This is a genomic window from Candidatus Thalassolituus haligoni (assembly GCF_041222825.1).
In the GTDB taxonomy this organism is placed as follows: Bacteria; Pseudomonadota; Gammaproteobacteria; order Pseudomonadales; family Oceanobacteraceae; genus Oceanobacter; species Oceanobacter antarcticus.
Map to the genome: position 1 here is coordinate 3,924,584 of NZ_CP139482.1, position 24,763 is coordinate 3,949,346.

Below are 24,763 nucleotides of genomic sequence, written 5' to 3' on the forward strand. Positions count from 1 at the left end.
ACTGAAATAACCTGTTTATTATTTTTAGCTAACCAGTGATCTTCTGTACCCAGGTATATCAGCAAGACGTATGCCACAAACAACGCTACATTTCAGGCCAGAACAGGGGCTATATCGCCGATATAACCCTCCGTACCTGAGCAATTCATCAGGCGACCGAAATAGCCTCATGATATGATCAGGTCATGCGTTGCGGCGGTAACTGATATAATTAACCGATTCGATTCCGATGCAGCAAAAACAGAACCTGCTACATCGCATATGACCGTCGACGGCAATTCCAAAACAATAAAAAGATACCTATGACAACTTCATCAGCGACATCAAATAACGTGCAGCCACCCGAAGTACCGGATGCCAAAGATCTGATTTCCCAAATCCGCTTTTGCCATGAAAAAGGCGAAATATGGCTGCAGGAAGCCCGCATGCTGCTGATTCATGCCAGTGATATGGGCATTCTGCGGGAGGAGCTGGTGACGTCCATGGGGATGGAACGGGCGCGGGGGTTTCTCATGCGTTTTGGCTACCAGTCAGGCCAGCGAGATGCCGAAGTCGCCCACAAAATACGCAGCCATATGTCTCTGGAACAGGGGTTTATGGCCGGGGTTCAGCTCCATGCCATCGAAGGTATTGCACTGGTGGTCGCCAAAAAAGTGCAGCTGGATCCGTCGATCCATCATTTTTATGGTGAGTTCGACTGGCACGGCTCGTATGAGGCGGATCAGTATCTGGCCAAGCATGAGCTGTCTGACTCACCGGTGTGTTGGACGCTGCTGGGGTACGCCAGTGGTTATACGTCGGCCTTTCTGGGCATGCCCATTTTGTACAAGGAAGTGCAGTGTCGGGGCATGGGACATGAACACTGTTCAATTGTCGGCAAACCGGCAGAACAGTGGGAAGACCGTGAAGCCATGCAGCGGTTGATGACACCCGACCACCTCGCCGATGAGCTGTTCTCGCTGCAACAACAGGTCTGTCATCTGAAAGCCAGCTTCCGCCAGGGTGCACTGGATGACGATCTGCTGACCAATTCAGTCGGTCAATCGGAAGCCTTTATGCAGGTGTGTCAGCTGATTCGCAAAGCCAGCCAGAGTCGGGCCACGGTGTTATTACAGGGAGAAACCGGCGTCGGCAAAGAGGTTGTCGCGCGCGGGCTGCATAACGCCAGCGATCGGGCCAATAAAGCGTTTATCGCCGTCAACTGCGCCTGTATTCCACCGGATCTGATCGAGGCGGAATTGTTCGGAGTCGAAAAAGGCGCATTTACCGGGGCGACCGTCAGCCGTGAAGGCCGTTTTGAGCGGGCCAACGGTGGCACTATTTTTCTCGACGAAGTCATCGAACTCTCCCCTCGCGCCCAGGCAACCTTGTTACGGGTTTTGCAGGAAAGTGAACTGGAGCGGGTCGGCGATAACCAGACCCGCGCCATTGATGTCCGAGTGGTCGCAGCCACCAACGAAGATCTGGAAAAAGCCGTCAAGGAAGGTCGCTTCCGGGCTGACCTGTTTTTCCGGCTGAACGTTTTCCCGGTGCGAATTCCACCACTACGCGAACGGCTACAGGACATTCCCCTGCTGGCGGAATATTTTCTCGAAAAATACCAGAACCTTTACCGTAAACAGCTGGCTGGCATCACCGACAAGGCCATGCAGTCGCTGATTCGCTACAAATGGCCAGGTAATATTCGCGAGCTGGAAAACATGATCGAGCGAGGCGTTATTCTCACCGACAACGGTACATCAATTGATCTGTGTAATCTGTTTCCATCGTTGATGGAACCGTCGCATCCGCTGAATGTAATCGACCAGAACGGTTCACTGTCGGCCAGCACGTCCCAGCTGATTGTGCAGCAGAATCATATCCGCAGCCTGATCGACGGTGGTGTCGGGCTGGAAGAAGTAGAAAAACAGATGCTGCAACAAGCGATGGAACAATCCGCTAATAACATCACCCATGCAGCGCAGTTATTGGGTATCAGCCGGGCGGCCATGTCCTATCGATTAAAGAAGCTGAATGATATGGAAAAGAACGATTCGCAGTAGAAACAGCCAAAACAGAAACAGCCAAAAATAATAATTTACATAACAAGAAAGGATATATCGGTGTAAAAAGGCGGGTAAAAAAAGCGGGGCAAAAAAGGCGACAATTGCACCCGCCAAAGGTCAAAACCGGAATATTCCAAGAGGCCAACAATATTCTTAATACTCTGGCAATAGTCGCAGTATTTTAACAGTGTCCACGGTACCCGGATGATTATATGCACCGGGTTCTCAGGGTTACTAATCCAGACTGATTGTGAGTTCCAGTGGCAACTTGTGCAGCCGGGTCAGGTCGATATGACCCTCAAACAACCCGGCAACCAATCGCGTTTGAATCAGGTTACGATCGTCAAAAAGGATTCATGCAATTTACGTTGCGCAAAATCCAGACCGCCGCCTTCTCCCAGTCCTTCAAAGGTCCAGGTTAATACCTCACTGTCTGGATACACGGTATAACCACCCATAAAGGTTTCAAAGCGGTTACCCGATGGATCCCAGGCATAAATGGTCGCCCCACGGGTGATGCCATGGCGGGTTGGGCCAATATCGACCGGTACATCGTTCATCGACATCAGGTCGGCAGCACGCAGCACTTTTTCCCAGCTATCCAACAGGAATGACAGGTGATGCAGCTTGCCGGGTTCCGGGTGTTCAACAAAGGCAATATCGTGAACCTTGTTGGAACAGGTCATCCAGATACCCATATTGGCTTCGCCATCCGGCGTCAGTGAACGCTCCACCAACTGAAAGCCCAGTACATCTTCAAAAATCTTCTGCACTTCCATCACATTTGGCCCATACAGCAGGCAGTGATCAAGACGCAGTGGCGCAATGCCTTTTTCAGCCCCTTCGTTCCAAGGGTTCGGGTTGATACCACCGAGGCCGTTACCAATACGGGTCTTCTCGGCATACAGTTCAATATCGTGGCCGGACGGCAGGGTAAAGCGCACCCGCTCACCGGTTTCCAGCAGTTCTCCGGCCGGGATACGGGTGGTTGGCAAACCGTATTCAATCAGGTCGGCTTCCAGCTTGTTGAGCGTCGCGTTATCCAGCACGCGAAAAGCAAAAAAATCGATACCGGCGGAGTCGGCTTCACGCAGAATCACACTGCTGTGATCGTACTCTTCCCAGCATTTCAGATAGACGCGGCCCTGATCATCTCGCCCGGTTTCGGTCATGCCGAGGATGTCCCGGTAATGATGAACCCCTTCTTCAAGATTCATTACCCGAATCTGGGCATGCCCTGGACGTAAAACACCTGTCATTGCCATCTTGCTGTCCCCTTTTTGTTATTTTCACAGTGGGTATTTTTAAAAATCAGCGGATGCAGAAACGGTCAACTCACCATAAAACGTCGTCTTGCCGACGGTTGGCGATGATCGATTTCACACCATATGAGCCTCAAATTATCCCAGCACCCGATACTCGTCTAATACTATTGACCCGGCCACTTCATGCCAATAAGGTATTAAGATCTCGTTGGCCATCCCAGGAATGACGTATGGAACTTCGCCAGATCCGCTATTTCATTGAAGTTGCAGAAGAAGGCAATATTGGCCGGGCAGCGCTGAAACTGCATATTTCCCAGCCACCTCTCACCCGTCAGATTCAGCAACTGGAAGAGAATCTGGGAGTGCAGTTGTTTGTCCGTACCCCCAAGGGCGTTGAACTGACCGAAGCCGGTGCCATGTTTCTGGAAGAAGCCAGGAATATCCGTTCGGTCGTCGCACTGGCGGCCGAACGCACCCAGCGTGCTGGCCGAGGCCAACTGGGCCGCCTGGATGTCGGGATTTTTGGTTCGGCCATTTTCGATACCATCCCCAAGCTGCTATTGGCGTTCCGCAACCGCCATCCCGACGTCAATGTGGTGCTGCACAATATGGAGAAAGGCGAGCAGATCGAGGCGTTACGCCAGCGCCGTATCACGGTCGGATTTAACCGCATGCTGGCACCGCTGCCCGATATCGTCAGCGAAGTGATTGGCACCGAAAAACTGTACATTGCCGTGAATGTGCAATCGCCGCTGGCTGCCCTTGCTGCCTTGCCTTTCCGGGTACTGGAAAACGAACCCTTGATTGCCTTTCCCAATTCTGGCCGCCCCAACTTTGTCGACAAGATTGTCAACCTCTGCCAGGAACAGGGATTTCTGCCCAATATTGTGCAGGAGGTCGGTGATGCCGTCACCGGTGTTGCGCTGGTATCCAGTGGTTTTGGCGTGTGTGTTGTACCTCAGTCCGCCACCAAACTCGGGCTGCCCGGCGTGATATTCAAACCCTTTGAAGGCTTGTCGGAAGCCGCTTCGGTCGACCTCAGTTGCGTGTATCTGAAAGACCGGGAGTCACCGATCCTGACCTCGTTCCTGGAGACCGTAAGGACAACCGCGCTGACTTAGTTGGACTGGCGAGCACTATGCTCGTCAGTGCGAGCGCTGCAACTGTCGATATTTTTTCAACCGGTATTCAAACTGGGCTCGGGTCATTTTCAGCAGTCTGGCTGCGGCCGAGAGATTGCCGCCACTTTGTGCCAGGGCATAGTCCAGCACGCTGGTTTCCATGGTTTCCAGCGAACCGAAAGTATCCAGAAACGAGGCAATCAGTCCATCTCTGCTACCGCCACCAACCGAGGGTAACGGATGTTCAGTCACCCTGATATCCGCAGCAGCACTCGGCTCTCCCCTGCCGGAACGGGTCAATTCGCCATCCGGCCCCAGTTTGAACAGGATTTCCAGATTGTCTTCATCACCGGAAAACAAATGGTGTAAATCGATATTGGCGTCGTTATCCGCCAGAATAACTGCTCTTTCGATGATATTTTCCAGTTCCCGCACATTGCCGGGCCATTCATAAGCCCACAAGGCTTCGCTGGCGCGCTGTGTGATGCCCTTGATCACCTTGTTAAAGCGCTGCGAATAACGTTTTACAAACACGCTGACCATCAGCGGCAGATCTTCCCGGCGTTCCCGCAGTGGAGGTATTTCGATGGGGAAAACATTCAGCCGATAGAACAGGTCTTCACGGAAACGTCCGGCTTTGACTTCGTCGCGCAGGTTACGATTGGCAGCGGCAACAATACGCACATCCACCGCCCGAACCCGGATGTCACCGACCCGTTCAACTTCACCTTCCTGCAGCACCCGCAGCAATTTGCCCTGGGCATGGAGTGGCAAGCTGGCGATTTCATCCAGAAACAGGGTGCCGCCATCGGCTCGTTCAAATCGTCCTGGGCGCGATACGGTCGCCCCGGTGAAAGCGCCTTTTTCCACGCCAAACAGTTCTGCCTCGACCAGATCTGCCGGAATCGCAGCGCAGTTTACCGAGATCATCGGTTTATCCGCACGGGGACCAATCGCATGCAGGGTTTTCGAAAAACGTTCCTTGCCAACGCCGCTTTCGCCCTTCAGCAGTACCGTGGCATCTGTCGGGGCAACCCGTTTCAACAAGTGTACCGCTGCGTTAAAGCTGGCGGAGGCACCGACCAGATCGGGTAAACTGCTGATGTCGGCCAGTTGAAAACCCTTGTCCTGCCGGGGTGGCGGTCGTCGGCCTGGTGCCGCCACAAAGTCCTCGATTTGTAAAAACTTCAGGTGTTCGGCGGAGTCGTCACACTCATCTAACGGCTGTCCAACCACGCGACAACGAGCATGACCCATGGCAACGCATTCTACCTCGCGCCAGAGAATCGGACGCCCCATAATGGTCGTGGTTGCACCGCAGGCGTAACCCGTCATCATCCAGCAAGCCGGAATACCACTGATGCTGTAATGCTGCAGATGAGCATCGGCTTCCCATGACGATTGCCAGTAATAATCGCCCCAAAAATCACCGGTCTGCTCATTGAAGTGCATGCGGTCGACGGCCTGATTACGAACGAATCCCTGCAGTTCCCGCAGCCTCGGCAACATCGCCAGCTTGGTGTCTGTCTGACCGCCTTCGGACTCGATCAGCGAGCGGGCATCGGCCACGCCCTGCTGATAGCCCAACCGGGTGAACATCTCTCGGGTCTTGTCCAGCCCCAAGCGTTCGATCAACTCCCGCCGCAGCGCGGCCAGAGAAAATCCATGCACCAGTAACATGCGATTTTCAAACAGCTGGATAAGTCCACTATCGGGTGCAAAGCGGAGTTTTTCCGCCAGTGCCTGATCATCAATAAATTCACGGATCGGATGTAACGTCTGATGTTGGTTGTGGGCTGACATAGCAGTTTCCCACCTCCTGTTTATTTTTATTATTAGAGCAATTTTCTTTATTTAAGCAATTGCTGAATTTCATCATTTTATTAAAGCAGTCTATTAAACCATCAGCAATAAAATTAAATTCCCATAAAATTCAATATGTTACAAGAATTAAAAAACTGGCATATCGGTTGCTATCTCCTAGTCAGCCCGACAACCGGGACTTTGAACAATAATAAAAATGATCAAGGGAGCAGGCCATGACCGGTCCATTGCTTTTCACCGTACGTATTCAGCAAAAACTCACGCTGGCAGAAGATATTATTGGCCTAACGCTTGTTTCACCAGACGGTAGTTTATTACCCGAATTTGAGGCCGGTGCCCATATCGATATCCACCTTGCCAATGGCATGGTGCGTCAATATTCGCTCTGCAACAGCCCGGCACAACGCGACCACTACCAACTGGGAATCCTGTTGGATCCGTTGAGCCGGGGTGGCTCGCTGGCGATTCACCAGACCCTGCAAGCAGGCGACACACTCACCATCAGCGCACCGCGTAATCTGTTTCCACTCCAGCCTTCTCCACGCTACCGGCTGTTTGCCGGAGGCATCGGTATTACCCCGATTCTGGCCATGGCCGAAAGCCTGCAGCGGCAAAGGCAGGACTTTGAACTGCACTACTGTGCCCGTTCGCGTTCCCGTGCCGCCTTTGTCGATCGTCTGCAAACATCTGCCTTTGCCAGCCGGGTGCAGTTGCACTTTGATGACGACCCGACAACCGCACCACTGGATGCCCCGGCGCTGTTAGCCAACCCGGATTCCAGCCATCTCTACGTCTGCGGGCCGGAAGGCTTTATTCGCCATCTGACGGAAACGGCCAAGTCCTGCCTCTGGGCGACCACTCAGGTGCATTACGAGCAGTTTTCAGCCCCCGTTACCAACCACGAGGCGCTGTCCAACCGTCATGCATTTGAGCTGCAACTGGCCAGCTCTGGTCAGATTATCCCGGTCTCTGCCGATCAGTCTGCCGCCCAGGCGCTGATCGCAGCCGGTGTCCCGGTGGCGATCTCGTGCGAGCAGGGCATCTGTGGCTCCTGCCTCACGGCGGTGATCGATGGCGAACCGGATCATCAGGACTATTTTCAGACCGAGGCTGAAAAAGCCACTAACAATCGTTTCACACCCTGTTGCTCCCGCGCCAAATCCAGACGTCTGGTACTGGATATCTAGGCGGATGGGCAGCCAGTCATAACACCCGTTCAGTCACCGTTTTGGTTGAGCCAGTCTCAGCCACGCTATGGCCGTACAGCGTCGGCCACCCTTCAACACAACATGAGATATAACAATGACAACAACGCAAAATCTCCCCTATCTGAGCAATATCTGGTACGTCGCAGCCCTGTCCACCGAAGTCGATGATGAGGCCCTGTTCAGCCGCACCTTGCTGGACACCAGCGTCATGATCTACCGCCGCCAGGACGGCACCCCGGTTGCCTTGCGTGATCGCTGCCCACACCGTTTTGTGCCGCTGTCGCAAGGCAAGCGAGACGGTGACAGCGTGGTCTGCCCTTACCACGGCCTGAGCTTCGATTGCAGCGGCAAGTGCAACCACAACCCCCATGGCAACCAGCATATTCCCGAGGCAGCGGTGGTGCAGTCTTTCCCATTGGTGGAGCGTTATGGCTTCCTCTGGATCTGGATGGGCAACCAGCCAGCCAACCCGGACCTGATTCCCGACTATGGCCCGCTGGTTGATGGCCACCCGAACGGCGTCGGTTACACCTACATGCGCCGGGAATGCAACTACGAGCTGATCAACGACAACGTGATGGATCTGAGCCACATTGACCATCTGCATGGTGAAATCATCACCACTCGCGGCAAACTGTCACCCCAGGTGCCGCAACTGTCCGAAACAGCAGACACAGTGTCGGCCCGCTGGGAATGGGAACAGACACCACCCATGCTGATTTTTAACCAGTTCCTGCCAGCCCCCGAAGCCTCAGCACGGCATTTTATCGGTATTACCTGGAGCGCCCCGGCCAATATTCAATTGACGGTGGGTGCCACCCAGAACAATGACAGCCTGGATCTGCATCATTGTGTCGGTCAATACGACCTGCATACCTGTACTCCGGAAACGCTGAACTCAACTCACTATTTCTTTGGTACCCGGCGCAATCATCTGGAAGATGATGCGGAATTTAACGCCATGAAAACCAAAGCCATGCACGATGCCTTTGAAACCGAAGATGGCCCGGTGCTGGATGCAGTTCACCAGCAAATGGGCACCACCGACCTGTTCAGCCTGAAGCCGGTCTTGCTGCCCAGTGACATTGCCGCCGTCAAGGTGCGTCGCAAACTGGCTGAACAGATTACGCTGGAACATCAGCCATTATGATGGCTAACGTGCGAACCGGCTGATCGATTCCGTTCTGCCACTCGACCGGGCTGTTGTGAAGCAACAGCCCAAAACTAAAACTAAAACTAAAACTAAACCCAAAACTAAGCCTAACAGCGGCAGCGACGACGGTTTATTCCCAGGCCCGCTCAGCGACTTCCTTCTCGGTGGGGACGATGATCTGACCAGCGATATTGGAAACCACCCGAAAGTAGTCTTCCCGCAAACTCCCTTGCATCACCTGTTCCCGAGGCTTACCGGTCACCACGTACACCGACTGCACACTCAAGTGATCAAAACGCCGCCAGCTTTGCGGGTCCTTCAAACCAGTAAAGGTCAGCCCTTCAAGGCGTTTCGCCAGTGTCCGGGAATCCAGTGTGCCTGCTTCCTCGGCCACGCGCTGGTAGTGCCAGACAAGGCTATAGGCGGTAGCTGCCAGCGCCGACGGGTTGGTTTCGTAACGTGCAACATAAGCCTCGGTAAAACGCACACCATCGCCATAGCGGTAGTCTTTCGCGACCTGCCAGCTCCAGGGAACCGTCGCAATCACCCCTTCCAGCATGTCCGCTCCCACCGCGCGGGCCACACTGAGCGTCATATTGGGAGCGACGATTTTTAACGCCGTGGTCAGCCCCAATTCATGGATCACCTGCAATGCCTTGGCCAGGTCATCACCCGCTTGCACCAGTACCAGCACCTCGGCCCCGTCATCCCTGGCTTGCTCAACGGCGGCGATAAACTCCTTGCGGCGCGGGCCAGGAAAACGGGTTAACGACTGTCCGTGCACACTGAGATCGGTGGTATGGGTGAATTTGCGCAGAATCTGCTCTGTCATTAATCCCCCAGGGCTATCGCTGGTGATATAAAACATCTTCTTGCCGCCAAGCGACTGGTTGATATAAAACGCCAGCGTCTTGGCTGCCATCCAGGCATCGTAAGAGGCATAAAACACCGTCGGCCGTTGTATACGGTCGCCGGGCGAATGAAACAGGGTATCGAAATACAGCAGGTTGGCATTGGCCGCCGCCGTGGCGGTTGCCTGCGGTTGCAGCGAGCTGCCAAAAGCCATGCTGACACCCGCGTTGACCAGTTCGCTCACATGTTCCTGTTCCTTACCTTTGCGGCCAGAGGCCGACAGCAGCAACTCCAGCGGCTTGCCCAGCACGCCACCTGCCGCGTTGATTTCATCAATCGCCAGCAAGGCTCCACGCGCCTGATCGATACCCAGATTTTTGTAGCGTCCGGTATTCGGAAACGTCATGCCGATTTTGACGGTATCGGCGGCCACGACCGGTAACACCAGTAGCGCCAATAACCAGACACAGCCTCTGAACGAGGCCGTCAGTAACCCAATCATATTCATAAACTCAACACCCGTTCACAAACCAGTGAAACAAAAAGGCCCGCACAGGGCGGGCCAAACGAGCACTCCAACAAGAATCTAACGACCGGCAGCGCGCAATTGCTGTACGGTAAACTTGGACGCCGGACTCAATTCAGGGTTAACAATGCCCTTGAATTGACCCGTGGTGCAGTGATCCGCCTGCATATCCACCATTGAGAACGAATCATCGATCGACACACCCGATCCCTTGTTAATGGCCAGATGGTGGTCTGGATGCGTCTGACCAATGGTGAAGGTTTTCCACATTGCCCCGTTGCGGTCATAGGTGATGTTTCGCGGGATCACGTACGTCTGGGCGTCGATATAATGCTCGCGACGACCAACCGGATGGTTGGGATCGGTTGGCTCCGACCAGAGGACGTAGGTCTTGCGCAGCTGCCAGGTGATCTTCGGGAAACAACCGCCCTTGCCACCAAAATCGACAAACTGATACCCCTCATCGTCCACTGGCTCAGCGGCCAGTGCCAAGTCGTTGTGGTTATACATCGGCGACAACATCCACTGGGTGCCCTTGTAGGTCCACTTCATGTCACTGATGCGGCCACCATAACCTTCAAAGTCTTCGATCATGATGTCGGTACCGAGGAAGGCATCCGTGGTTTGACCAGACGACAAGCGACGCACCCGGCGCTGGAAACCCAGATACAGGTAGGCGTTATCGTTCTTGGTATCGTCCTGGAACTTGTGAATCAGCAGCTGGGTGTTCTTGACGTCAAACGGTTCCAGCACCTGGGCATAGGTGCCACGGAACAGGCTGGACGGGTTCGGGGTGATTTCCGGGTAAGGTTCCTGGGCAGTACGGCGGGAGAAGTTCAGGAAGTTGAAATTGAACTTGAAGGTACGCTCAACCTTGCCGGACGACATGTTTTTCATGGTCCAGTAGAACGGCATAATGGCGGCAGAATCGCCCCAGTTGTAGCCGTACTTGTAGTTCCAGGCCAGCTTTTCACCGGCTCGGGGATCATCCAGGGATGGCTCCTGCGGGAACGGTCGACCGGCACCCGGTGCATTGATTTCACCCACTTTTTCTCCCAGCGACGCCTGCCCGGCATACTGGCGAGTGGCATCGACATACGACTTGTGGAGATCAAACGAGGTCGTTGCGCCGACGGTAATTTCATAATCACCGTTCTTGATAAACATATAGGTGGCCGGATCCAGATACGACACCACCGAGTCGACGTTGCTGGCGTTGATCACCATACCGGGTTTGATACCGGCAACCTCCGGGACGCCCCCTTTCGCATACGGATAAAACGATTCCTGAATCACCGCTTCCGGCACTGGGGCGGCCTCGACGGCCAACGCTGGGCCAGCCAGCACGGCTATTAATGCAATCTGCTTGTACATGTCGGTTACCTTTTATGGTTATCAGAAGCCGTAACGAACGGTCAGCTGGAGTTCATCTTCCTGGTTGGCAACACCAATCGGGCCATTGCTAAAGCGGGCCAGTGGCTCCCACTGCGGCACATCGGGTTCACCGGCCAGAGCGCTGGCGGACCATTCAAATTTCTGTTTGCCGCCTTCCTTGATATTCAGAGCGAGGTTGACCAGCCAGTGATTGTCTGGCTGATACGAAATACTCGGGGCAATCGCGGTGGCTTCGGCCTTGACATCGTGAGCAACCAGCAGCTGTGGACAGAGGCGGTTGTTCATATAGAAGCCCTTGAAGAGCAAGGTGCCGGTCCAGTTTTTCTCGGCGTCCGGCATATCGTCTTCGTGATCCAGTACGTGTTGACCAAACACCTGCATCGACAGCAGGAACGCGCTGCGGGTGCCGAGCGCCGGAATAATGATGTTCTTGTCCATACCAATCACGTAACGGGCAATATCGGTTTCCTTGTGCCCATCGAGATCACGCGCCAGCTCTTCACCCTGGGTGTAGGCTGCTTCCACACGCCAGGTGGCATCGGTATTCATATCGTAATAATCGAGCGAGCCGCCGAGCAGGCTGACGCGAGGGAAGTAAATATCAAACACACCATCGGCGGCCGGGGTGCCGGGATCTGGCCCACGCCAGTGAATGGAAGGCAGCTGCTGGAAGTAACGCAGCGCATTCACCGAGAAGGTGGCATCGCCATAGACCCCTTCCCACTTCAGCCCACCCTGGGTATTTTCCAGGCTGCGATCCGGCAACTTGACGTCGTGAATGATCGGAATGGTGCCCGCCAGGTAAGACGAGAAGAAGCAACCGGCATCCAGAATGGCGTATGCCTGACCACAGGTGCCCAGGTTGTTGGGACGGAACTTGTCGAAGTTCCAGATCAGCTGGAAGTTCATGTCGTCAAAAACGCTGTTGGCACCCATCAGCAGGTCGGCTTTCAGCATCCACTGGGGAATACGAATGTCTTCCAGTTCGTCGTAAATATTGTGACGGGAATAATCCACCGGGTTGGTGGTATCCAGTACCCGGAACAGGTCAGTACGCCCCCAGATCACTTGCTGTTTACCCAGCCGGACGGTCAGCTGGTCTTCACCGACATCGCGGGTCGCATCGATATACAACTCACGGATAAAATCCAGTTCGTCGTTAAAGTCAGGGGTGCGGACGTCTTGCGAATCGTCATCCATATAGCCATGCAGGTTATCGCACAGCTGCTCATCGTTCTCACACGGCAGCGGCACTCCTGCGGAAAGCAACAGGCTGGACGCACCGCCATCCGGGTGCCAGTTTTCGCCCAGATAGTCTTGTTCGGCATCCTTGCCAAATTCATCACTGTTGAGGTCGTAAACACCATCGTAGGTAGCACGTAATACGCCATTTAACGTGACGTTGTACCAGCTGCCACTGGTGTCGACAGGCCGTATAAATTCAGCTTGTACGGTGTTGCGGAACTTGGATAACCCAACCTCGTCCCGATAGTAAGTCGCGTTCTCTCCAAACCCGCTCCAGCTCGTCTCATTGGCCACCACCAACGATGGACTGACAGCGGCTGCAACAGCAAGGGCTATCAGGGATCGTTTGGCCAGCATGATTCCAGGCATGTTATACCTCCGGTTTATTGTTATTTTCGCAGCGCCAACCACTCTGGATATGAAGAATCCAGGCAGCAGGCAGCCGATTCCCGACCTCGACCAGGCGAAGCGCGTGAATTTTTTATTAACGGTTAATCGGCGTGAATAATACCGTCTTCGTCAGTGTACGATTGACAGATAAACGCCGGTTTGAATACCAGTATCCAGCTGGGCACCAGTAACATGGCGGCCAATCCGTTTAATACCACCATAACAATCAATAACAGTGCGGCATCGGCCTGAAACCTGAGGTCCGATAACAACACCCACATAACGATACCGGATATCAGCGTAATCGCGGTGAAACTCACCGCCAGACCGGTGGTTCTCACCGCTTGTCGAACCGCAATATTGATATTATGCGAACGCACCATTTCACTACGAATCCGGTCCATCATATAAATCGAATAATCGATACCCACCCCGACACCGACGGCAATAATAGGTACAGTATTGATATTAATACCCATCCCCATCACGCCCATATAGGCATACGTCAGCGTGGTGGCGAACAGCATCGCCATAAACATCATTACCCCTGATATAATCGAGCTGTAAAACAAGGCGACAAACACAAAGATCAGAATAAACACCAGCGGCAAAACCCACAGGTTGGTTTCGTAAGCCGCTTCGTTCATGGCGGCGGTTACGCCAATAGTGCCACCGGCCAGGCGAATACTCAGCCCTTCAACCTCGTCGCCATGGGCGGCGATCCATTCCTTCACCATATAAATGGCACGACGAATAGTCTCGCCCTGGTGATCCTTGTAATAAAACACCAGGTTGGCAATACGTTCGTCGGTATCAACAAATTCGTTCAGCGCGCCAGGAATCGGGTTCGACATCATGTAGGTAAACATCAGCCCGCCGACGTACTGCTCATCATCGGGAATTTGCAGCCAGCGCGGGTCATTGGTGTGCAACAAGCGGTTGACCTGCATCACCAGATCGGGGATGCCCTTGGCCCCGCCCACGTCCGGGTCAGTCAGCATATGGCGTTCCAGATCGGCCAACGCCGCCAGTACTTCCGGACGTTTGATGCCGCCCTTGCTGTCGGTTTCGGCAATGATGTAAAGCTCTTCCGAACCGGGAAAACTATTGTTAATCGCGCTGGAAGACAGGTTGTAGTCGTGATCCTGATAAAGAATCGGCGAGCCGGGTTCCGATTCACCAATCACCACCAGCGACGAGGCATAAAACCCGCCACACAACAGCAAACCGCCCAGCCACAACGCCCGGCGTGCAGATTGGGTATCGCTGACCAGATCGGCGCAGACAAACCCGACATGACGAAACAGGTTGTGCTTAATGCGGGTGTTGCGTGGCCGAGGCAATACCGACAGCAACAGCGGCACCGCCAACAATACGGTAATGATAATGCTCAACGCCCACAACGAGGCGTAATGGGCCAGCTTGGTATTCAGTGGGATCGAGCCAACCGCAATCAGCAACAGGCCAATGGCATCCGAGACCACACCCAGGCTGCCCGGCCGGAACAGGTTTTCAAAGGTGGTGCGGGCGGCCAACTGGTGATGATCCTTGCCATCCGGGGTGGCCTCATCCAGCTCATTGATTTCGGCATAGTAGCGCTCAACGATCTGGATGCCGTGCGACATCGCCCGTGCCGAAATCAGAAACGGAATCACCATGCCCAGCGGGTCAATGTTGTAGCCAAACAGCGAGATAATACCAATGCCCCAGATGGTCGACACCAGCACCGCCGCCAATGGCACCAGCACGCCGTATAATTTGCGAAAGTAGAACACCAGCAAGCCGATCATGATCACCGCAGTAAACAGAAAGATCTCGATAATCTGATCCAGATACTGGTAAGCCCAGCCCACCAGCATCGGCTGGCCGGTAACGTGAATGCGGTATCCAGGTTGCGCTTCGGTGGCCCGAATCGCCTGAATTTCATTAAACGTGGCCTCGTAATCAAGTTTGCCTTCGTTTAACTGCGCCTTGATCAACGCCATACTCTTGTCCGGACTGACCAGTGGGCCATACACCCGAGGATCCGAGACCACGTCTTTTTCCAGCTTTGCCAGCGCCGCCGCCGAAAGATCACCGCCCTGGGGGTCGAAATAGGATTGGGAATTGACATTACCTTCCGGCGTCATCCACACCTTGCGGGAGTTGCGGTGCGTAACGGAAGTCACCAGATTGTGGTTCACCCCGGTCAGGCTATCCACCGCCATCGTTACCCGGTGAATTTTCTGCAGCGCCTCATTGGAAAACACGTCACCGTCGAGTACTTCAACTCCCACCACAATCACATTGGCACCACCAAAACTGTCTTTGATGCTGTTGTGCAGCTCGATATACGGGTGTTCCTGCGGCAACAGGTCGGCAAAATCAGAATACATTTTAACGGCTGGAATCTGCGCCGCAAAAAACAGCGTAATCAGTAAAATAGCCGCCAGAATGGTACGAGGATGCTTAAAAGCCGACGTCTCTAGCACATGCAGAAAATGCGTTGCCTTGTGGGCGTCTGCGGAATACTGGTTCATTTGAAGGTCTCTGTTCTGCTTATTATTGTATTGGATTTAACGCAATTGATTACGGGCCACGACAACCAGACCACCGCTGCCTCCCACCAGAATCAGCTGCTCGCCCACGAGTACCGCATCGCGAAAATAGGCACCATGGCCAACACCACTGACGGTGCGCCACTGCTCACCGGATCGACGCAACAGCAGACCGCTCTCCCCCAGTGCCATCATCTCGTTGCCCACTTGCTGCAGGGCATAAACCGGTGCCGCCACACCGGTTGGCTCGGCCACCCAGTGCTGGCCGCCGTCACGGGTGTGCAGAATCGAGCCGCCCAGACCCGCCACCCAGCCTTCTCCAGAGGTCTCGAATAATGCTCCCTGAGGGTAAAAGTCATCATCAATCAGCCCGGCAGACTGCCAGCTGAGACCGCCATCACTGGTGTGGTACACCAGCCCCAACTCGGCCACGGCGTAGGCTTCAGAGGTGGAGACAAAATCGATCTGGGTGAAGATGGCGTCTTCGCCCAGGCTTTGCTCCTCCCAGGACGCACCGCCATCCAGGCTGCTGAGCAAGGTACTGAAACTGCCACCGACCCAGAGTGTATTATCGGGGGCGCAATCCAGCGTCAGCAGCGATTCCAGCGTCGGTATTGGTACAGGACGCCAGTGTTCACCCTTGGCGTCACTGACCCAGAGCTGGCGATTATTCGACAGCGCGTAAAAGCGCTGATCCGGACAGACTTCAATATCAATCAGATTAGCGTCTCGTCCCAATGCCAGCCGCTGCCAGCTGTCCGCAGAGGCCCGTGGGCGCACCAGCACCACGCCAAAATTCCCCACCGCCACCACTACCTCATCATTGGCCGCTACCGCCATCAACTGATCGGTACGTTGAACCGGCTGGCGATTGTTTTCCGCCACCCGCTCCATATTCAGACGTGCCTCACAACCATACAGGCCGACAACCAGCAAAAAGGCACAACAAACCCTGACAGTCATAAACATAGTCATATCGCCATTTAAAAAATAAAAGCCCGTCCCACCTGTTATTCAGGCGAGCATCATTACGAGCAGAAAAATTACATCAAATCATGCCGCCTGATTAAATCGACGCGCCAGCTTGCCAACAACCTCCAGGGTTATATCACTGCGGGGATATACCCGACAGGCAAGGACAATATTTTTTTGTTGATCTTCGGCACTGATATGACAACGAGCCATCGGCCCCGCTTCGTATTCGCCGGAGGTAATACGGACTTTGCAGATACCGCAACCACCACCACGACAACCAGCAGGCACCGCACGGGAGTTGGATCTCAGCAACCCGGTGAGCAAGGAATCCGAATCACGACAAATAACCGTGCGGTCACAGCCGGAGACAGAAATTGAGTAATGCATGGCGACCTCGACTTTTTATTTTTATTCAGCAAGTCTGATGGTGTTAGAAAGCTACAATAACTCGACAGAAATATACTCTCTAATACTATTTGCAGACCGGCTTAATACTGATTAGGTATTAGAACATACAGCGGGCTACAACAAAGCGGATTTACGACTGTCTGGCCCGAGTTTCCAGCGCCTGCTGCCATGCCCGACCAGCCGTTATCACGCCAATCGCCCAATCTGCAGGACGGATATTGGCTGGCAGTACAAAAAATAACGAGTTGCCAATATGGGTTTTCGAATATTCATATTTGAGTTCAAACATACGGAAAAAACCTTTTTATTATTGTTGGCCAATGACTCCCGCAATATCAGCAAGACGTATGCCATAAACGACACCACATATCAGGCCATAACTCGGGTATATCAGTGCGATAACCCTCATCGCCTGAGCAATTCATCAGGCGGCTCAAACAGCCTCATTATATGATCAGGTAAGACGCTATTACCGTAACGGATATGACGCCAGCATGGTGCGCCGCTGTTTGACTTGACCCGCCAACAGATGACCCAGATCACTGCGACAGATCGGATTGACTACTCACTACTCCTGCCCGGCCCGCGCTTCCAGCTCCTGCTTCCGTGCCCGATCCGCCGTAATCCCGCCAATCGCCCAGTCTGCCGGACTGACACGGGTGCAAATACCCCGGATTTCCATCCGATCAATCCCCAGGCTGGTGACCAGAATCGCGGTAAAAGCAGCATGCAGCTCCTGCACCTGACTGGTAGCACGGTCTTGCAGCACAAAAAACTGGTAGAAAGGGGCCAACAGCGTGGCGTCAGGCAAACCCAGCCAGCCACCACCCGCCGCAATCTGAGCCGCTGGCAATATCTGGATATAGGCACGAATACGCTCAACCGGCGCAGCCAGTATCTCGGCAAACACCCGGCAGGCTTCGGTGCAAATCACCTCGCGGGATTCCCGCACCGCGTCGGTATCAGGCAATGTAAAAATAATAACCGGCATTTTAATGACCTCTCATCAACAACATAATCAGGACACTGTTACAGCAAGACAAACAGGAACAGCAGCACACACAGGCCCGCTATGGCAGGCCACGGCGACGGCCACTATCCAGCATCAACGTCGAACCCGTCATCGAGTCCGCCTCGACGGCCAGCAGCGTTTTAACGGCCCAGGCCACTTGCTCCGGAGTGGTAAAAGCCCCGATAGACGATTCTGCTTGCATTTCTTCCAGCACCTTCTCCACTTCAATACCGCGCTGCTCGGCACGGGCTGTGGCCACGTGCCGCAAGCGTTCGGTATCAGCCGGCCCCGGCGCAATCGTGTGAGCCGTGACGCCACGCGGCCCCAGAGCCAGACTGATTTGACGTACCACGTTAAACAACGCCGCGTTGGCCACTCCGGCAGAAGCCGCATAAGCCGTCGGCTCCAGACCATAATGACCGGCAATCGCGACCAGCCGCGAATGGGGCTCAAGGTACGCATCGACGGCACGACACAACCGCATAAAGCCACCCACCTTGATATTGACGGCATCCACCATGGTGGCCGTCGGTGCCACCAAAATGCCACCAGCCACCCCGACACCCGGCCCATGCACCACCAGCTGAACCGGGCCAGTCACCGCATGGTGAATGATTTCTATCGACGAATCCTCAGAGATATCAGCCGCGACGGTACGGATGCCGGGATACTGTTCTTTCAGTGCATCCAGCGAATTCTGACGGCGGGCAACCGCCAGTACTTGTAACCCTTCGGCCAGCAGTGTTTTGACAATGGCCTGACCAAAAGCACCGGTTGCCCCCACGACCACAGCGGTTTTCTGACGATTATCCATGATGTCTCTCCAACGCCTGCGTCGTGCGCAGGTTTGTTATTTTTAGAAGCGTTAATAACGTGTAGAAGGCACCGCTGCAAACGCCACGAGCGCCGTCGTTTTCAGCGGTGCCTCAGGTGTACCCCAGGAGCCTGTCGGACTTAGGCGTTCGTCGCGAGGGAAAGACTGATTTGAGGCGAATAGTGGTTCTATTTAACAAGAATTTGCTCACAAAAGAGCCAGATTCAGCTTTTCCGCAGTAGAGCAGCCCTAAGCTCGACAGATTCCTAGACTAAGGAGATAGTAAAATACCTTCCAATACCCTTTGGAAACGCTCTTCATACCTGAAAAGAAGTACCCTTCCCCATCGCAGCAGGCACTGCCAGAAAAGCCGGGCCGTGACCGGAAGGGCAGTGATTTATACGGGATGTTTGCCTGCCGCAACGGCGTACAACATCTCCAGCGCCAGGGTTGCTCCCGCCAGCGAGGTGATTTCTGCATGGTCATAAGCAGGAGCCACTTCCACCACGTCCATACCACGAATATCCATTCCGGCCAGGCCCCGGATAATTTTTAACGCACAATCCATGCTCAGACCTGCCGATACCGGAGTGCCGGTGCCAGGCGCAAACGCCGGGTCGAGAGCATCGATATCAAAGCTGATATAAACCGGCCGCCCGGCGACCCGCTGGCGAATGCGTGTCAGTGTCGCGGCTGGGCCAAGGTCGTTTAACTCGGCTGCATCAATGACTTCGAACGGGTGCCCATCCAATTCATAAGCAGTACGAATCCCCAACTGAATCGAGTGTTCGGTATCCACCAGCCCTTCAACCACCGCATGGTGAAACAGCGTGCCATGATCGTATTGGCTGCCGCCGTCATAGGTGTCGGTGTGGGCATCAAAATGAATCAGCGCCAGTGGTCCGTGCTGTCGCGCCTGGGCCCGCAAGATCGGCAGGGTGACAAAGTGATCGCCACCAAAAAACAGTGTCTTTTTCCCGCCTTGCACCAAAGCAGAGGCAAAGGCTTCGAGGTTGTCTACCAGCGTCTGTGGTTCGCCATGGCGGAACGCAAGGTTCCCGGCATCCTCCAGTTTTAACACGTCATCCAGTGCAAAAGTCCATGGCCAGCGCCTGCCTTCCCAAATCAGGTTGGCCGATGCCTGACGCACCCCCTGAGGCCCGAAACGGGCACCCGGACGACCAGATGTTGCCATATCAAATGGCACGCCTGCCACAATGACATCGGCCTGGGAATGGTGAATATCCGTCATCAACGGGCACTGCATAAAGGTCATGCCTAACGCACTATAGAGAGGCATATCGGCATTGGCAGTAGCGGAGGCAATAGCCATCGGATTCTGGGCAGCAGGCGTCGGGTACATGGAAGTTCCAGTCATTCATTCGCGGTTGTCAGGAACTGAGATCACGGCTGTGCCTCAGTACTATATATGGAGCATATTGCTTGGAGTGTATGGCGCGCAGAATAAGCGCCACCAAATTATTAGAGAAATGAATAGTATTCCTGACATAATGCACCGCGTGCATAATGAATTGAGATCCTGAGAATGTCCGACACCGCGTCGCCACTAAGACATTTTGACCTTAACCTGCTGCAGGTATTTGATGCCCTGATCAGCGAATGCCACGTCTCGCGAGCCTCCGAACAGCTGTTTCTGAGCCAGTCGGCCACCAGTCACGCCCTCAACCGGCTGCGTCAGCAACTCAACGATCCCCTGCTGGTACGCTGCGGCAGCGGCCTGCAACCCACGCCCCGTGCGCTGGCAATGCTGCCAGACGTCAAAGCCATCCTGAAACAGTTGGAACTGACCCTGGCCCCACCCAAACAATTTGAACCGGCCCACAGCCAGCGGGTATTCACCATTGCTGCCACCGACTACTTTGAAGCGGTGGTACTGCCAGACATGATGCCGACGCTGCAACAGCAAGCACCCGGAGTCATCTTTGATCTGGAAATGATCGGCCCGCACGCCTCACTGGAACGACTGGAAAATGGCACAGTGGATCTGGTGATCGGCCTGGATGAAAACCTCACCGTGCCCGCCCATCTGCTGCGGCAGCCCTGGCTGACCGAACAACTGGTCTGCCTGGTGGGCACCCGTTTCGACGACATCCCCGCACAGCTCACCCTCGATCAGTACCTGGATTTTCCCCACGTGGTGATGCTGGACCAGACTGATACCAGCACCAATGGCATCGATCGCTGGCTGGCGGGCCAACAGCGACAACGCCAGCGCATGGCACAAATGATCAACTACCTCGCCGCCGCCCGTTTGGTTGCCGAACGCCGGGCTTTATTAACCCTGCCGCGTCGCATGGCCGAACTGTTTTGTCATTGGTTACCGGTGCGTACGGTGGAAGGGCCAGACGATATGCCCAACTGGGAAATGACACTGATACAACACCCGCTACACGTACAAGACCCGGCCCTGCAGTGGTTGATAGAACAAGTTGTCAGCGCCAAGCCGTAAACTGGGAAACACCATGCTGCCGCCAGAGAGGGCCGCTGTGCCCGCCAACGGCGCTGATAACAACGCTATCTTTCCTCCTGGGAGGGCCGCCGTGCCCGCCAATGACGCTGATAACAACGCTATATTTCCTCCTGGGAGGGCCGGGCCGCTGTGCCCGCCAAGTGGCATTGAGAACAACGCTATATTTCCTCCTGAGAGGGCCGGGCCGCCTTGCCCGCCAGTGGCGTTGACAACAACGCCAGGCTGCTGGCGAGCGTGGCAGCTCGCGCTCCCGGAATCGAAGTCCGCCAACGGCGTTGATAACAACGCCAGGCCGCTGACGAGCGTGGCAGCTCGCGCTCCCGGAATCGAAGCCCGCCAACGGCGTTGATAACAACGCTATATTTCCTCCTGGGAGGGCCGGGCCGCTGTGCCCGCCAATGACGCTGATAACAACGCCAAGCTGCTGCGAGCGTGGCAGCTCTCGCCCCCGGAATCGAAGCCCGCCAATGACGCTGATAACAACGCTAAGCTGCTGCGAGCGTGGCAACTCGCGCCCCCGGAGTCGAAGCCCGCCAATGACGCTGATAACAACGCTAAGCTGCTGCGAGCGTGGCAACTCGCGCTCCCGGAATCGAAGCCCGCCAATGGCGCTGAGTTAATTTGCATTGGGAGGGCCGCTGTGCCCGCCAATGGCGCTGATAACAACGCCAAGCTGCTGCAAGCATGGCAGCTCGCGCCCCCGGAATCGAAGCCCGCCAGTGGCGTTGACAACAACGCCAGGCTGCTGGCGAGCGTGGCAGCTCGCGCCCCCGGAGTCGAAGCCCGCCAATGACGCTGATAACAACGCCAGGCTGCTGGCGAGCATGGCAGCTCGCGCTCCCGGAGTCGAAGCCCGCCAATGGCGCTGATAACAACGCCAGGCCGCTGACGAGCGTGGCAGCTCGCGCCCCCGGAATCGAAGCCCGCCAGTGGCGTTGACAACAACGCCAGGCTGCTGGCGAGCGTGGCAGCTCGCGCCCCCGGAGTCGAAGCCCGCCAATGACGCTGATAACAACGCCAGGCTGCTGGCGAGCATGGCAACTCGCGCTCCCGGAATCGAAGCCCGCCAAGTGGCGCTGATAACAACGCCAGGCTGCTGGCGAGCATGGCAGCTCGCGCTCCCGGAATCGAAGCCCGCCAATGACGCTGATAACAACGCCAGGCTGCTGGCGAGCGTGGCAGCTCGCGCTCCCGGAATCGAAGCCCGCCAACGGCGTTGATAACAACGCTATCTTTCCTCCTGGGAGGGCCGGGCCGCTGTGCCCGCCAGTGGCAGCTCGCGCTCCTGAAATCGAAGCCCACCAACGGCGTTGACGCTTACACCAGAACGTACTTGCGCTCTCAAGCGCCGTTAAGTCCACTAAACAACGGCATCATCAGCGCAAACAATTCCGCCTGCGAGCTGATATTGCATTTGCTGTACAGCTGACGGCGGAAAACCTTGACCGTCTCTCGGCTGATACCCAAATGCAACGAAATGGATAACGACGAGTGGCCTTGCAAGATATACATGGCCACTTCGGCCTGACGGCCACTCAGCCGAATATCATGCTGTTGCTTCAGTGCTTCTCGTAATCGCTCGGTCACCGGTAGCTGGCGCTCAGTGGAAAATTCACTGGGGACATAACCCTGCCAATGCAGTTCGCACAAGGTCGTCAGCACATGTTCATATTGTTTGATGGCGGCAAAATCCTGCTGCGAATACAGCTGGTTGCTGCTGCCATCACGACCAAAGCAAGCAGTAAGGGTGGTATCGCTACCAAGGCGGGCAAACACGGCGATTTCATCCACCAGCGTGGTGCTCTGGTAGTACTCGCGAAAATAACTGGTTTGCCGAAACTGGTCTGGTGCCAGCTCAAATAACCGGTGTACGCCCGCTTGCAAGCCATTGAGATGCGCCTGGTAGTAAGGATCGAGCAGGTAGGCCGCTTTCAGGTAATGGGAATCCATCGTCAGATACACCACCGGATTGCGACATTCGCGGTAAAAATCCACCGGATTATGGTGCTTGTGATACGCCAGAATAATCAGATTATCGAACGGCATCAGCTGCCGGACGCAATGGCTGAACGCTTCGGCAAATTCTGGCTGCCCCACCGCCCGGATAGCGTGCGCCAAGGCTCTGTCTACACTGCTCTGCTTGTCCATAGGCCACTCGTGTTGCTTCGTTTTGCTATCACTCACGGAGGTTTTCACAGACCTTGCCACGGATGCAGCCGATCCGGTTATTTCAAAAAACACATACCACACCAGGGTTATATACCCCTCCAATCAAGCCAAATAGACTCTAATCCATATTACGAGGGGTATCAATCAACGTATTTATGCGCTGTCCGCTACCCGCCGTTCAGCCAACGTTCTAACCACTGGAGATCTGGCGGTGCCAAACGCAGCGATTTCAATCCAACAGGTTGCCAAGCATTTTGGTGACTTCCAGGCACTCAAAACCGTGTCACTTGAGATTCAGGAAGGTGAGTTTTTCACGCTGCTGGGGCCATCCGGCTGTGGCAAAACCACGCTGCTGAAATTGCTGGGTGGCTTTGAACAAACCAGCGCCGGGCGGATTTTTCTGTTTGATCAGGAAATCGAGCAACTGCCTGCCAATCGGCGCCCGATCAACACCGTATTTCAGCAATATGCCCTGTTTCCTCACATGAGCATTCACGAGAACGTGCAGTTCGGCATGAAAATGCAGGGCATCAAGAAAAAGGCCCGCGAACAGCGCGCCACCGAGATGCTGGAACTGGTGCAACTGGGCCGTTTTGCCCAGCGCAAGCCCACCGAGTTGTCCGGTGGCCAGCAGCAACGCGTCGCTCTGGCGCGGGCACTGGCTCCAAAACCCAAAGTACTGTTACTGGATGAGCCGCTGTCGGCTCTGGATCTCAAGTTGCGCCAGTCCATGCGCATCGAACTGAAGCGGATTCAGCAAGAAACCGGCATCACCTTCGTCTTTGTTACCCACGATCAGGAAGAGGCTCTGACCATGTCTGACCGCATTGCGGTGATGTCGGCCGGAGAATTACAGCAAGTCGGCAGCCCGCGCACCATTTACGAAGAACCAGCCAATCGTTTTGTCGCCAATTTTATCGGTGAAACCAATCTGCTGCAGGTACAAACAGACGCTGTGGATACACAACGCCAGGTCGCCCGTGTGCATTTCTTAGCGGCCAACAAGGCGACAGCCTGCGCCCCTGCCAGCCCTTTTTACATCGACTGCCCCACCATTGATGCCCTTTCGCCTGGTCAGCCTGCATGGCTCTCCATCCGCCCGGAACGGCTGTCGCTAATGGCGGAGTCTCCGCACAGCGACGGACTGGCAGGCACCATCAGCCAGGTGATCTATATGGGCACCGATACCCAATATGTCGTCCAGCTGGACATTGGCCATGAGCTGTCGGCCCGGATCCAGAATATGGCGTCACAGACTCAGCCGCTGCAGTCAGGACAACGGGTACAGGTCTCGCTGGATGAACAGGCCGTGCGCCTGTTGGTGGCCTGATCC

Annotated in this window: 20 protein-coding genes; 6 read left to right on the forward strand and 14 right to left on the reverse strand. The window is 55.0% G+C overall.

The annotated features are described in order from the left end of the window. The first annotated feature begins 302 nt into the window (after window positions 1-302). Window positions 303-2,042: a sigma 54-interacting transcriptional regulator gene (locus SOJ49_RS17765; protein WP_369855819.1), complete on the forward strand. Its 1,740-nt coding sequence runs from the start codon at window positions 303-305 to the stop codon at window positions 2,040-2,042. Between the two features lie 332 nt (window positions 2,043-2,374). Here SOJ49_RS17765 and SOJ49_RS17770 read toward each other — a convergent pair whose 3' ends face one another. After that, on the reverse strand, window positions 2,375-3,304 hold the full coding sequence (locus SOJ49_RS17770; RefSeq protein WP_369858085.1) for a catechol 2,3-dioxygenase: 930 nt from the start codon (window positions 3,302-3,304) through the stop codon (window positions 2,375-2,377). Between the two features lie 236 nt (window positions 3,305-3,540). On the opposite strand from SOJ49_RS17770, the gene SOJ49_RS17775 reads away from it, so the two are divergent. Further along, window positions 3,541-4,431, forward strand: a complete 891-nt coding sequence (locus tag SOJ49_RS17775) for a LysR substrate-binding domain-containing protein (protein WP_369855820.1) — start codon at window positions 3,541-3,543, stop codon at window positions 4,429-4,431. Between the two features lie 24 nt (window positions 4,432-4,455). Here the strand turns inward: SOJ49_RS17775 and SOJ49_RS17780 are convergent, their stop codons facing one another. Continuing rightward, the gene (locus tag SOJ49_RS17780) at window positions 4,456-6,234 is read right to left on the reverse strand and encodes a sigma 54-interacting transcriptional regulator (RefSeq protein WP_369855821.1); all 1,779 of its coding nucleotides are present in this window, start codon (window positions 6,232-6,234) and stop codon (window positions 4,456-4,458) included. 236 nt (window positions 6,235-6,470) lie between these two features. Between SOJ49_RS17780 and SOJ49_RS17785 the strand changes: the two genes are divergently transcribed. Then, window positions 6,471-7,442 carry a 2Fe-2S iron-sulfur cluster-binding protein gene (locus SOJ49_RS17785; protein ID WP_369855822.1) on the forward strand — a complete coding sequence of 324 codons (972 nt, stop codon included), beginning with the start codon at window positions 6,471-6,473 and terminating at the stop codon, window positions 7,440-7,442. 115 nt (window positions 7,443-7,557) lie between these two features. Then, the gene (locus SOJ49_RS17790; RefSeq protein ID WP_369855823.1) at window positions 7,558-8,613 is read left to right on the forward strand and encodes a Rieske 2Fe-2S domain-containing protein; all 1,056 of its coding nucleotides are present in this window, start codon (window positions 7,558-7,560) and stop codon (window positions 8,611-8,613) included. 133 nt (window positions 8,614-8,746) lie between these two features. On the opposite strand, the gene SOJ49_RS17795 is transcribed toward SOJ49_RS17790, so the two are convergent. The 10 genes from SOJ49_RS17795 to speB all read right to left on the reverse strand — a co-directional run bounded on the left by SOJ49_RS17795 (window position 8,747) and on the right by speB (window position 20,133). Beyond that, window positions 8,747-9,976: an ABC transporter substrate-binding protein gene (locus SOJ49_RS17795; RefSeq protein WP_369855824.1), complete on the reverse strand. Its 1,230-nt coding sequence runs from the start codon at window positions 9,974-9,976 to the stop codon at window positions 8,747-8,749. Window positions 9,977-10,054: 78 nt separating this feature from the next. After that, window positions 10,055-11,368, reverse strand: coding sequence for a DUF1329 domain-containing protein (locus tag SOJ49_RS17800; protein WP_369855825.1), 1,314 nt, complete (start codon window positions 11,366-11,368; stop codon window positions 10,055-10,057). Between the two features lie 21 nt (window positions 11,369-11,389). Next, window positions 11,390-13,003 carry a DUF1302 family protein gene (locus tag SOJ49_RS17805; RefSeq protein WP_369855826.1) on the reverse strand — a complete coding sequence of 538 codons (1,614 nt, stop codon included), beginning with the start codon at window positions 13,001-13,003 and terminating at the stop codon, window positions 11,390-11,392. 122 nt (window positions 13,004-13,125) lie between these two features. Next, the gene (locus tag SOJ49_RS17810; RefSeq protein WP_369855827.1) at window positions 13,126-15,543 is read right to left on the reverse strand and encodes an RND family transporter; all 2,418 of its coding nucleotides are present in this window, start codon (window positions 15,541-15,543) and stop codon (window positions 13,126-13,128) included. A gap of 36 nt (window positions 15,544-15,579) precedes the next feature. Further along, window positions 15,580-16,524 carry a YCF48-related protein gene (locus tag SOJ49_RS17815; protein ID WP_369855828.1) on the reverse strand — a complete coding sequence of 315 codons (945 nt, stop codon included), beginning with the start codon at window positions 16,522-16,524 and terminating at the stop codon, window positions 15,580-15,582. 90 nt (window positions 16,525-16,614) lie between these two features. After that, the gene (locus SOJ49_RS17820) at window positions 16,615-16,923 is read right to left on the reverse strand and encodes a 2Fe-2S iron-sulfur cluster-binding protein (protein ID WP_369855829.1); all 309 of its coding nucleotides are present in this window, start codon (window positions 16,921-16,923) and stop codon (window positions 16,615-16,617) included. A gap of 151 nt (window positions 16,924-17,074) precedes the next feature. After that, the gene (locus SOJ49_RS17825) at window positions 17,075-17,233 is read right to left on the reverse strand and encodes a hypothetical protein (protein WP_369855830.1); all 159 of its coding nucleotides are present in this window, start codon (window positions 17,231-17,233) and stop codon (window positions 17,075-17,077) included. A gap of 279 nt (window positions 17,234-17,512) precedes the next feature. Beyond that, complete coding sequence (locus SOJ49_RS17830; RefSeq protein WP_369855831.1) at window positions 17,513-17,935, reverse strand: 4-oxalocrotonate tautomerase family protein; 423 nt, start codon at window positions 17,933-17,935, stop codon at window positions 17,513-17,515. 79 nt (window positions 17,936-18,014) lie between these two features. Next, complete coding sequence (locus SOJ49_RS17835) at window positions 18,015-18,770, reverse strand: SDR family oxidoreductase (RefSeq protein WP_369855832.1); 756 nt, start codon at window positions 18,768-18,770, stop codon at window positions 18,015-18,017. Window positions 18,771-19,167: 397 nt separating this feature from the next. Next, entirely contained in the window at window positions 19,168-20,133 is a 966-nt protein-coding gene (gene speB / locus SOJ49_RS17840) for an agmatinase (protein ID WP_369855833.1), read from the reverse strand. Between the two features lie 183 nt (window positions 20,134-20,316). On the opposite strand from speB, the gene SOJ49_RS17845 reads away from it, so the two are divergent. Next, window positions 20,317-21,240 (forward strand): LysR substrate-binding domain-containing protein, encoded by a 924-nt coding sequence (locus SOJ49_RS17845; protein WP_369855834.1) that lies wholly within the window; start codon window positions 20,317-20,319, stop codon window positions 21,238-21,240. A 637-nt stretch (window positions 21,241-21,877) separates the two neighbouring features. On the opposite strand, the gene SOJ49_RS17850 is transcribed toward SOJ49_RS17845, so the two are convergent. Both SOJ49_RS17850 and SOJ49_RS17855 read right to left on the reverse strand, forming a co-directional pair. After that, entirely contained in the window at window positions 21,878-22,297 is a 420-nt protein-coding gene (locus tag SOJ49_RS17850; protein WP_369855835.1) for a hypothetical protein, read from the reverse strand. 305 nt (window positions 22,298-22,602) lie between these two features. Next, window positions 22,603-23,409, reverse strand: a complete 807-nt coding sequence (locus SOJ49_RS17855; protein ID WP_369855836.1) for a helix-turn-helix transcriptional regulator — start codon at window positions 23,407-23,409, stop codon at window positions 22,603-22,605. 232 nt (window positions 23,410-23,641) lie between these two features. Here SOJ49_RS17855 and SOJ49_RS17860 point away from each other — a divergent pair, with 232 nt between their 5' ends. Further along, entirely contained in the window at window positions 23,642-24,760 is a 1,119-nt protein-coding gene (locus tag SOJ49_RS17860) for an ABC transporter ATP-binding protein (RefSeq protein WP_369855837.1), read from the forward strand. The last annotated feature ends 3 nt before the right edge of the window (window positions 24,761-24,763 follow it).

What these genes read in the sequence shown, in the direction of transcription:
- SOJ49_RS17820 (WP_369855829.1), bottom strand. Translation starts at nt 16,923, where the DNA reads ATGCATTACTCAATTTCTGTCTCCGGCTGTGACCGCACGGTTATTTGT.
- SOJ49_RS17825 (WP_369855830.1), bottom strand. Translation starts at nt 17,233, where the DNA reads ATGTTTGAACTCAAATATGAATATTCGAAAACCCATATTGGCAACTCG.
- SOJ49_RS17835 (WP_369855832.1), bottom strand. Translation starts at nt 18,770, where the DNA reads ATGGATAATCGTCAGAAAACCGCTGTGGTCGTGGGGGCAACCGGTGCT.
- speB (WP_369855833.1), bottom strand. Translation starts at nt 20,133, where the DNA reads ATGTACCCGACGCCTGCTGCCCAGAATCCGATGGCTATTGCCTCCGCT.
- SOJ49_RS17790 (WP_369855823.1), top strand. Translation starts at nt 7,558, where the DNA reads ATGACAACAACGCAAAATCTCCCCTATCTGAGCAATATCTGGTACGTC.
- SOJ49_RS17850 (WP_369855835.1), bottom strand. Translation starts at nt 22,297, where the DNA reads ATGCTCGCCAGCAGCCTGGCGTTGTTATCAGCGTCATTGGCGGGCTTC.
- SOJ49_RS17810 (WP_369855827.1), bottom strand. Translation starts at nt 15,543, where the DNA reads ATGAACCAGTATTCCGCAGACGCCCACAAGGCAACGCATTTTCTGCAT.
- SOJ49_RS17855 (WP_369855836.1), bottom strand. Translation starts at nt 23,409, where the DNA reads ATGGACAAGCAGAGCAGTGTAGACAGAGCCTTGGCGCACGCTATCCGG.
- SOJ49_RS17845 (WP_369855834.1), top strand. Translation starts at nt 20,317, where the DNA reads ATGTCCGACACCGCGTCGCCACTAAGACATTTTGACCTTAACCTGCTG.
- SOJ49_RS17785 (WP_369855822.1), top strand. Translation starts at nt 6,471, where the DNA reads ATGACCGGTCCATTGCTTTTCACCGTACGTATTCAGCAAAAACTCACG.
- SOJ49_RS17805 (WP_369855826.1), bottom strand. Translation starts at nt 13,003, where the DNA reads ATGCCTGGAATCATGCTGGCCAAACGATCCCTGATAGCCCTTGCTGTT.
- SOJ49_RS17815 (WP_369855828.1), bottom strand. Translation starts at nt 16,524, where the DNA reads ATGACTGTCAGGGTTTGTTGTGCCTTTTTGCTGGTTGTCGGCCTGTAT.
- SOJ49_RS17775 (WP_369855820.1), top strand. Translation starts at nt 3,541, where the DNA reads ATGGAACTTCGCCAGATCCGCTATTTCATTGAAGTTGCAGAAGAAGGC.
- SOJ49_RS17780 (WP_369855821.1), bottom strand. Translation starts at nt 6,234, where the DNA reads ATGTCAGCCCACAACCAACATCAGACGTTACATCCGATCCGTGAATTT.
- SOJ49_RS17770 (WP_369858085.1), bottom strand. Translation starts at nt 3,304, where the DNA reads ATGACAGGTGTTTTACGTCCAGGGCATGCCCAGATTCGGGTAATGAAT.
- SOJ49_RS17800 (WP_369855825.1), bottom strand. Translation starts at nt 11,368, where the DNA reads ATGTACAAGCAGATTGCATTAATAGCCGTGCTGGCTGGCCCAGCGTTG.
- SOJ49_RS17830 (WP_369855831.1), bottom strand. Translation starts at nt 17,935, where the DNA reads ATGCCGGTTATTATTTTTACATTGCCTGATACCGACGCGGTGCGGGAA.
- SOJ49_RS17795 (WP_369855824.1), bottom strand. Translation starts at nt 9,976, where the DNA reads ATGAATATGATTGGGTTACTGACGGCCTCGTTCAGAGGCTGTGTCTGG.
- SOJ49_RS17765 (WP_369855819.1), top strand. Translation starts at nt 303, where the DNA reads ATGACAACTTCATCAGCGACATCAAATAACGTGCAGCCACCCGAAGTA.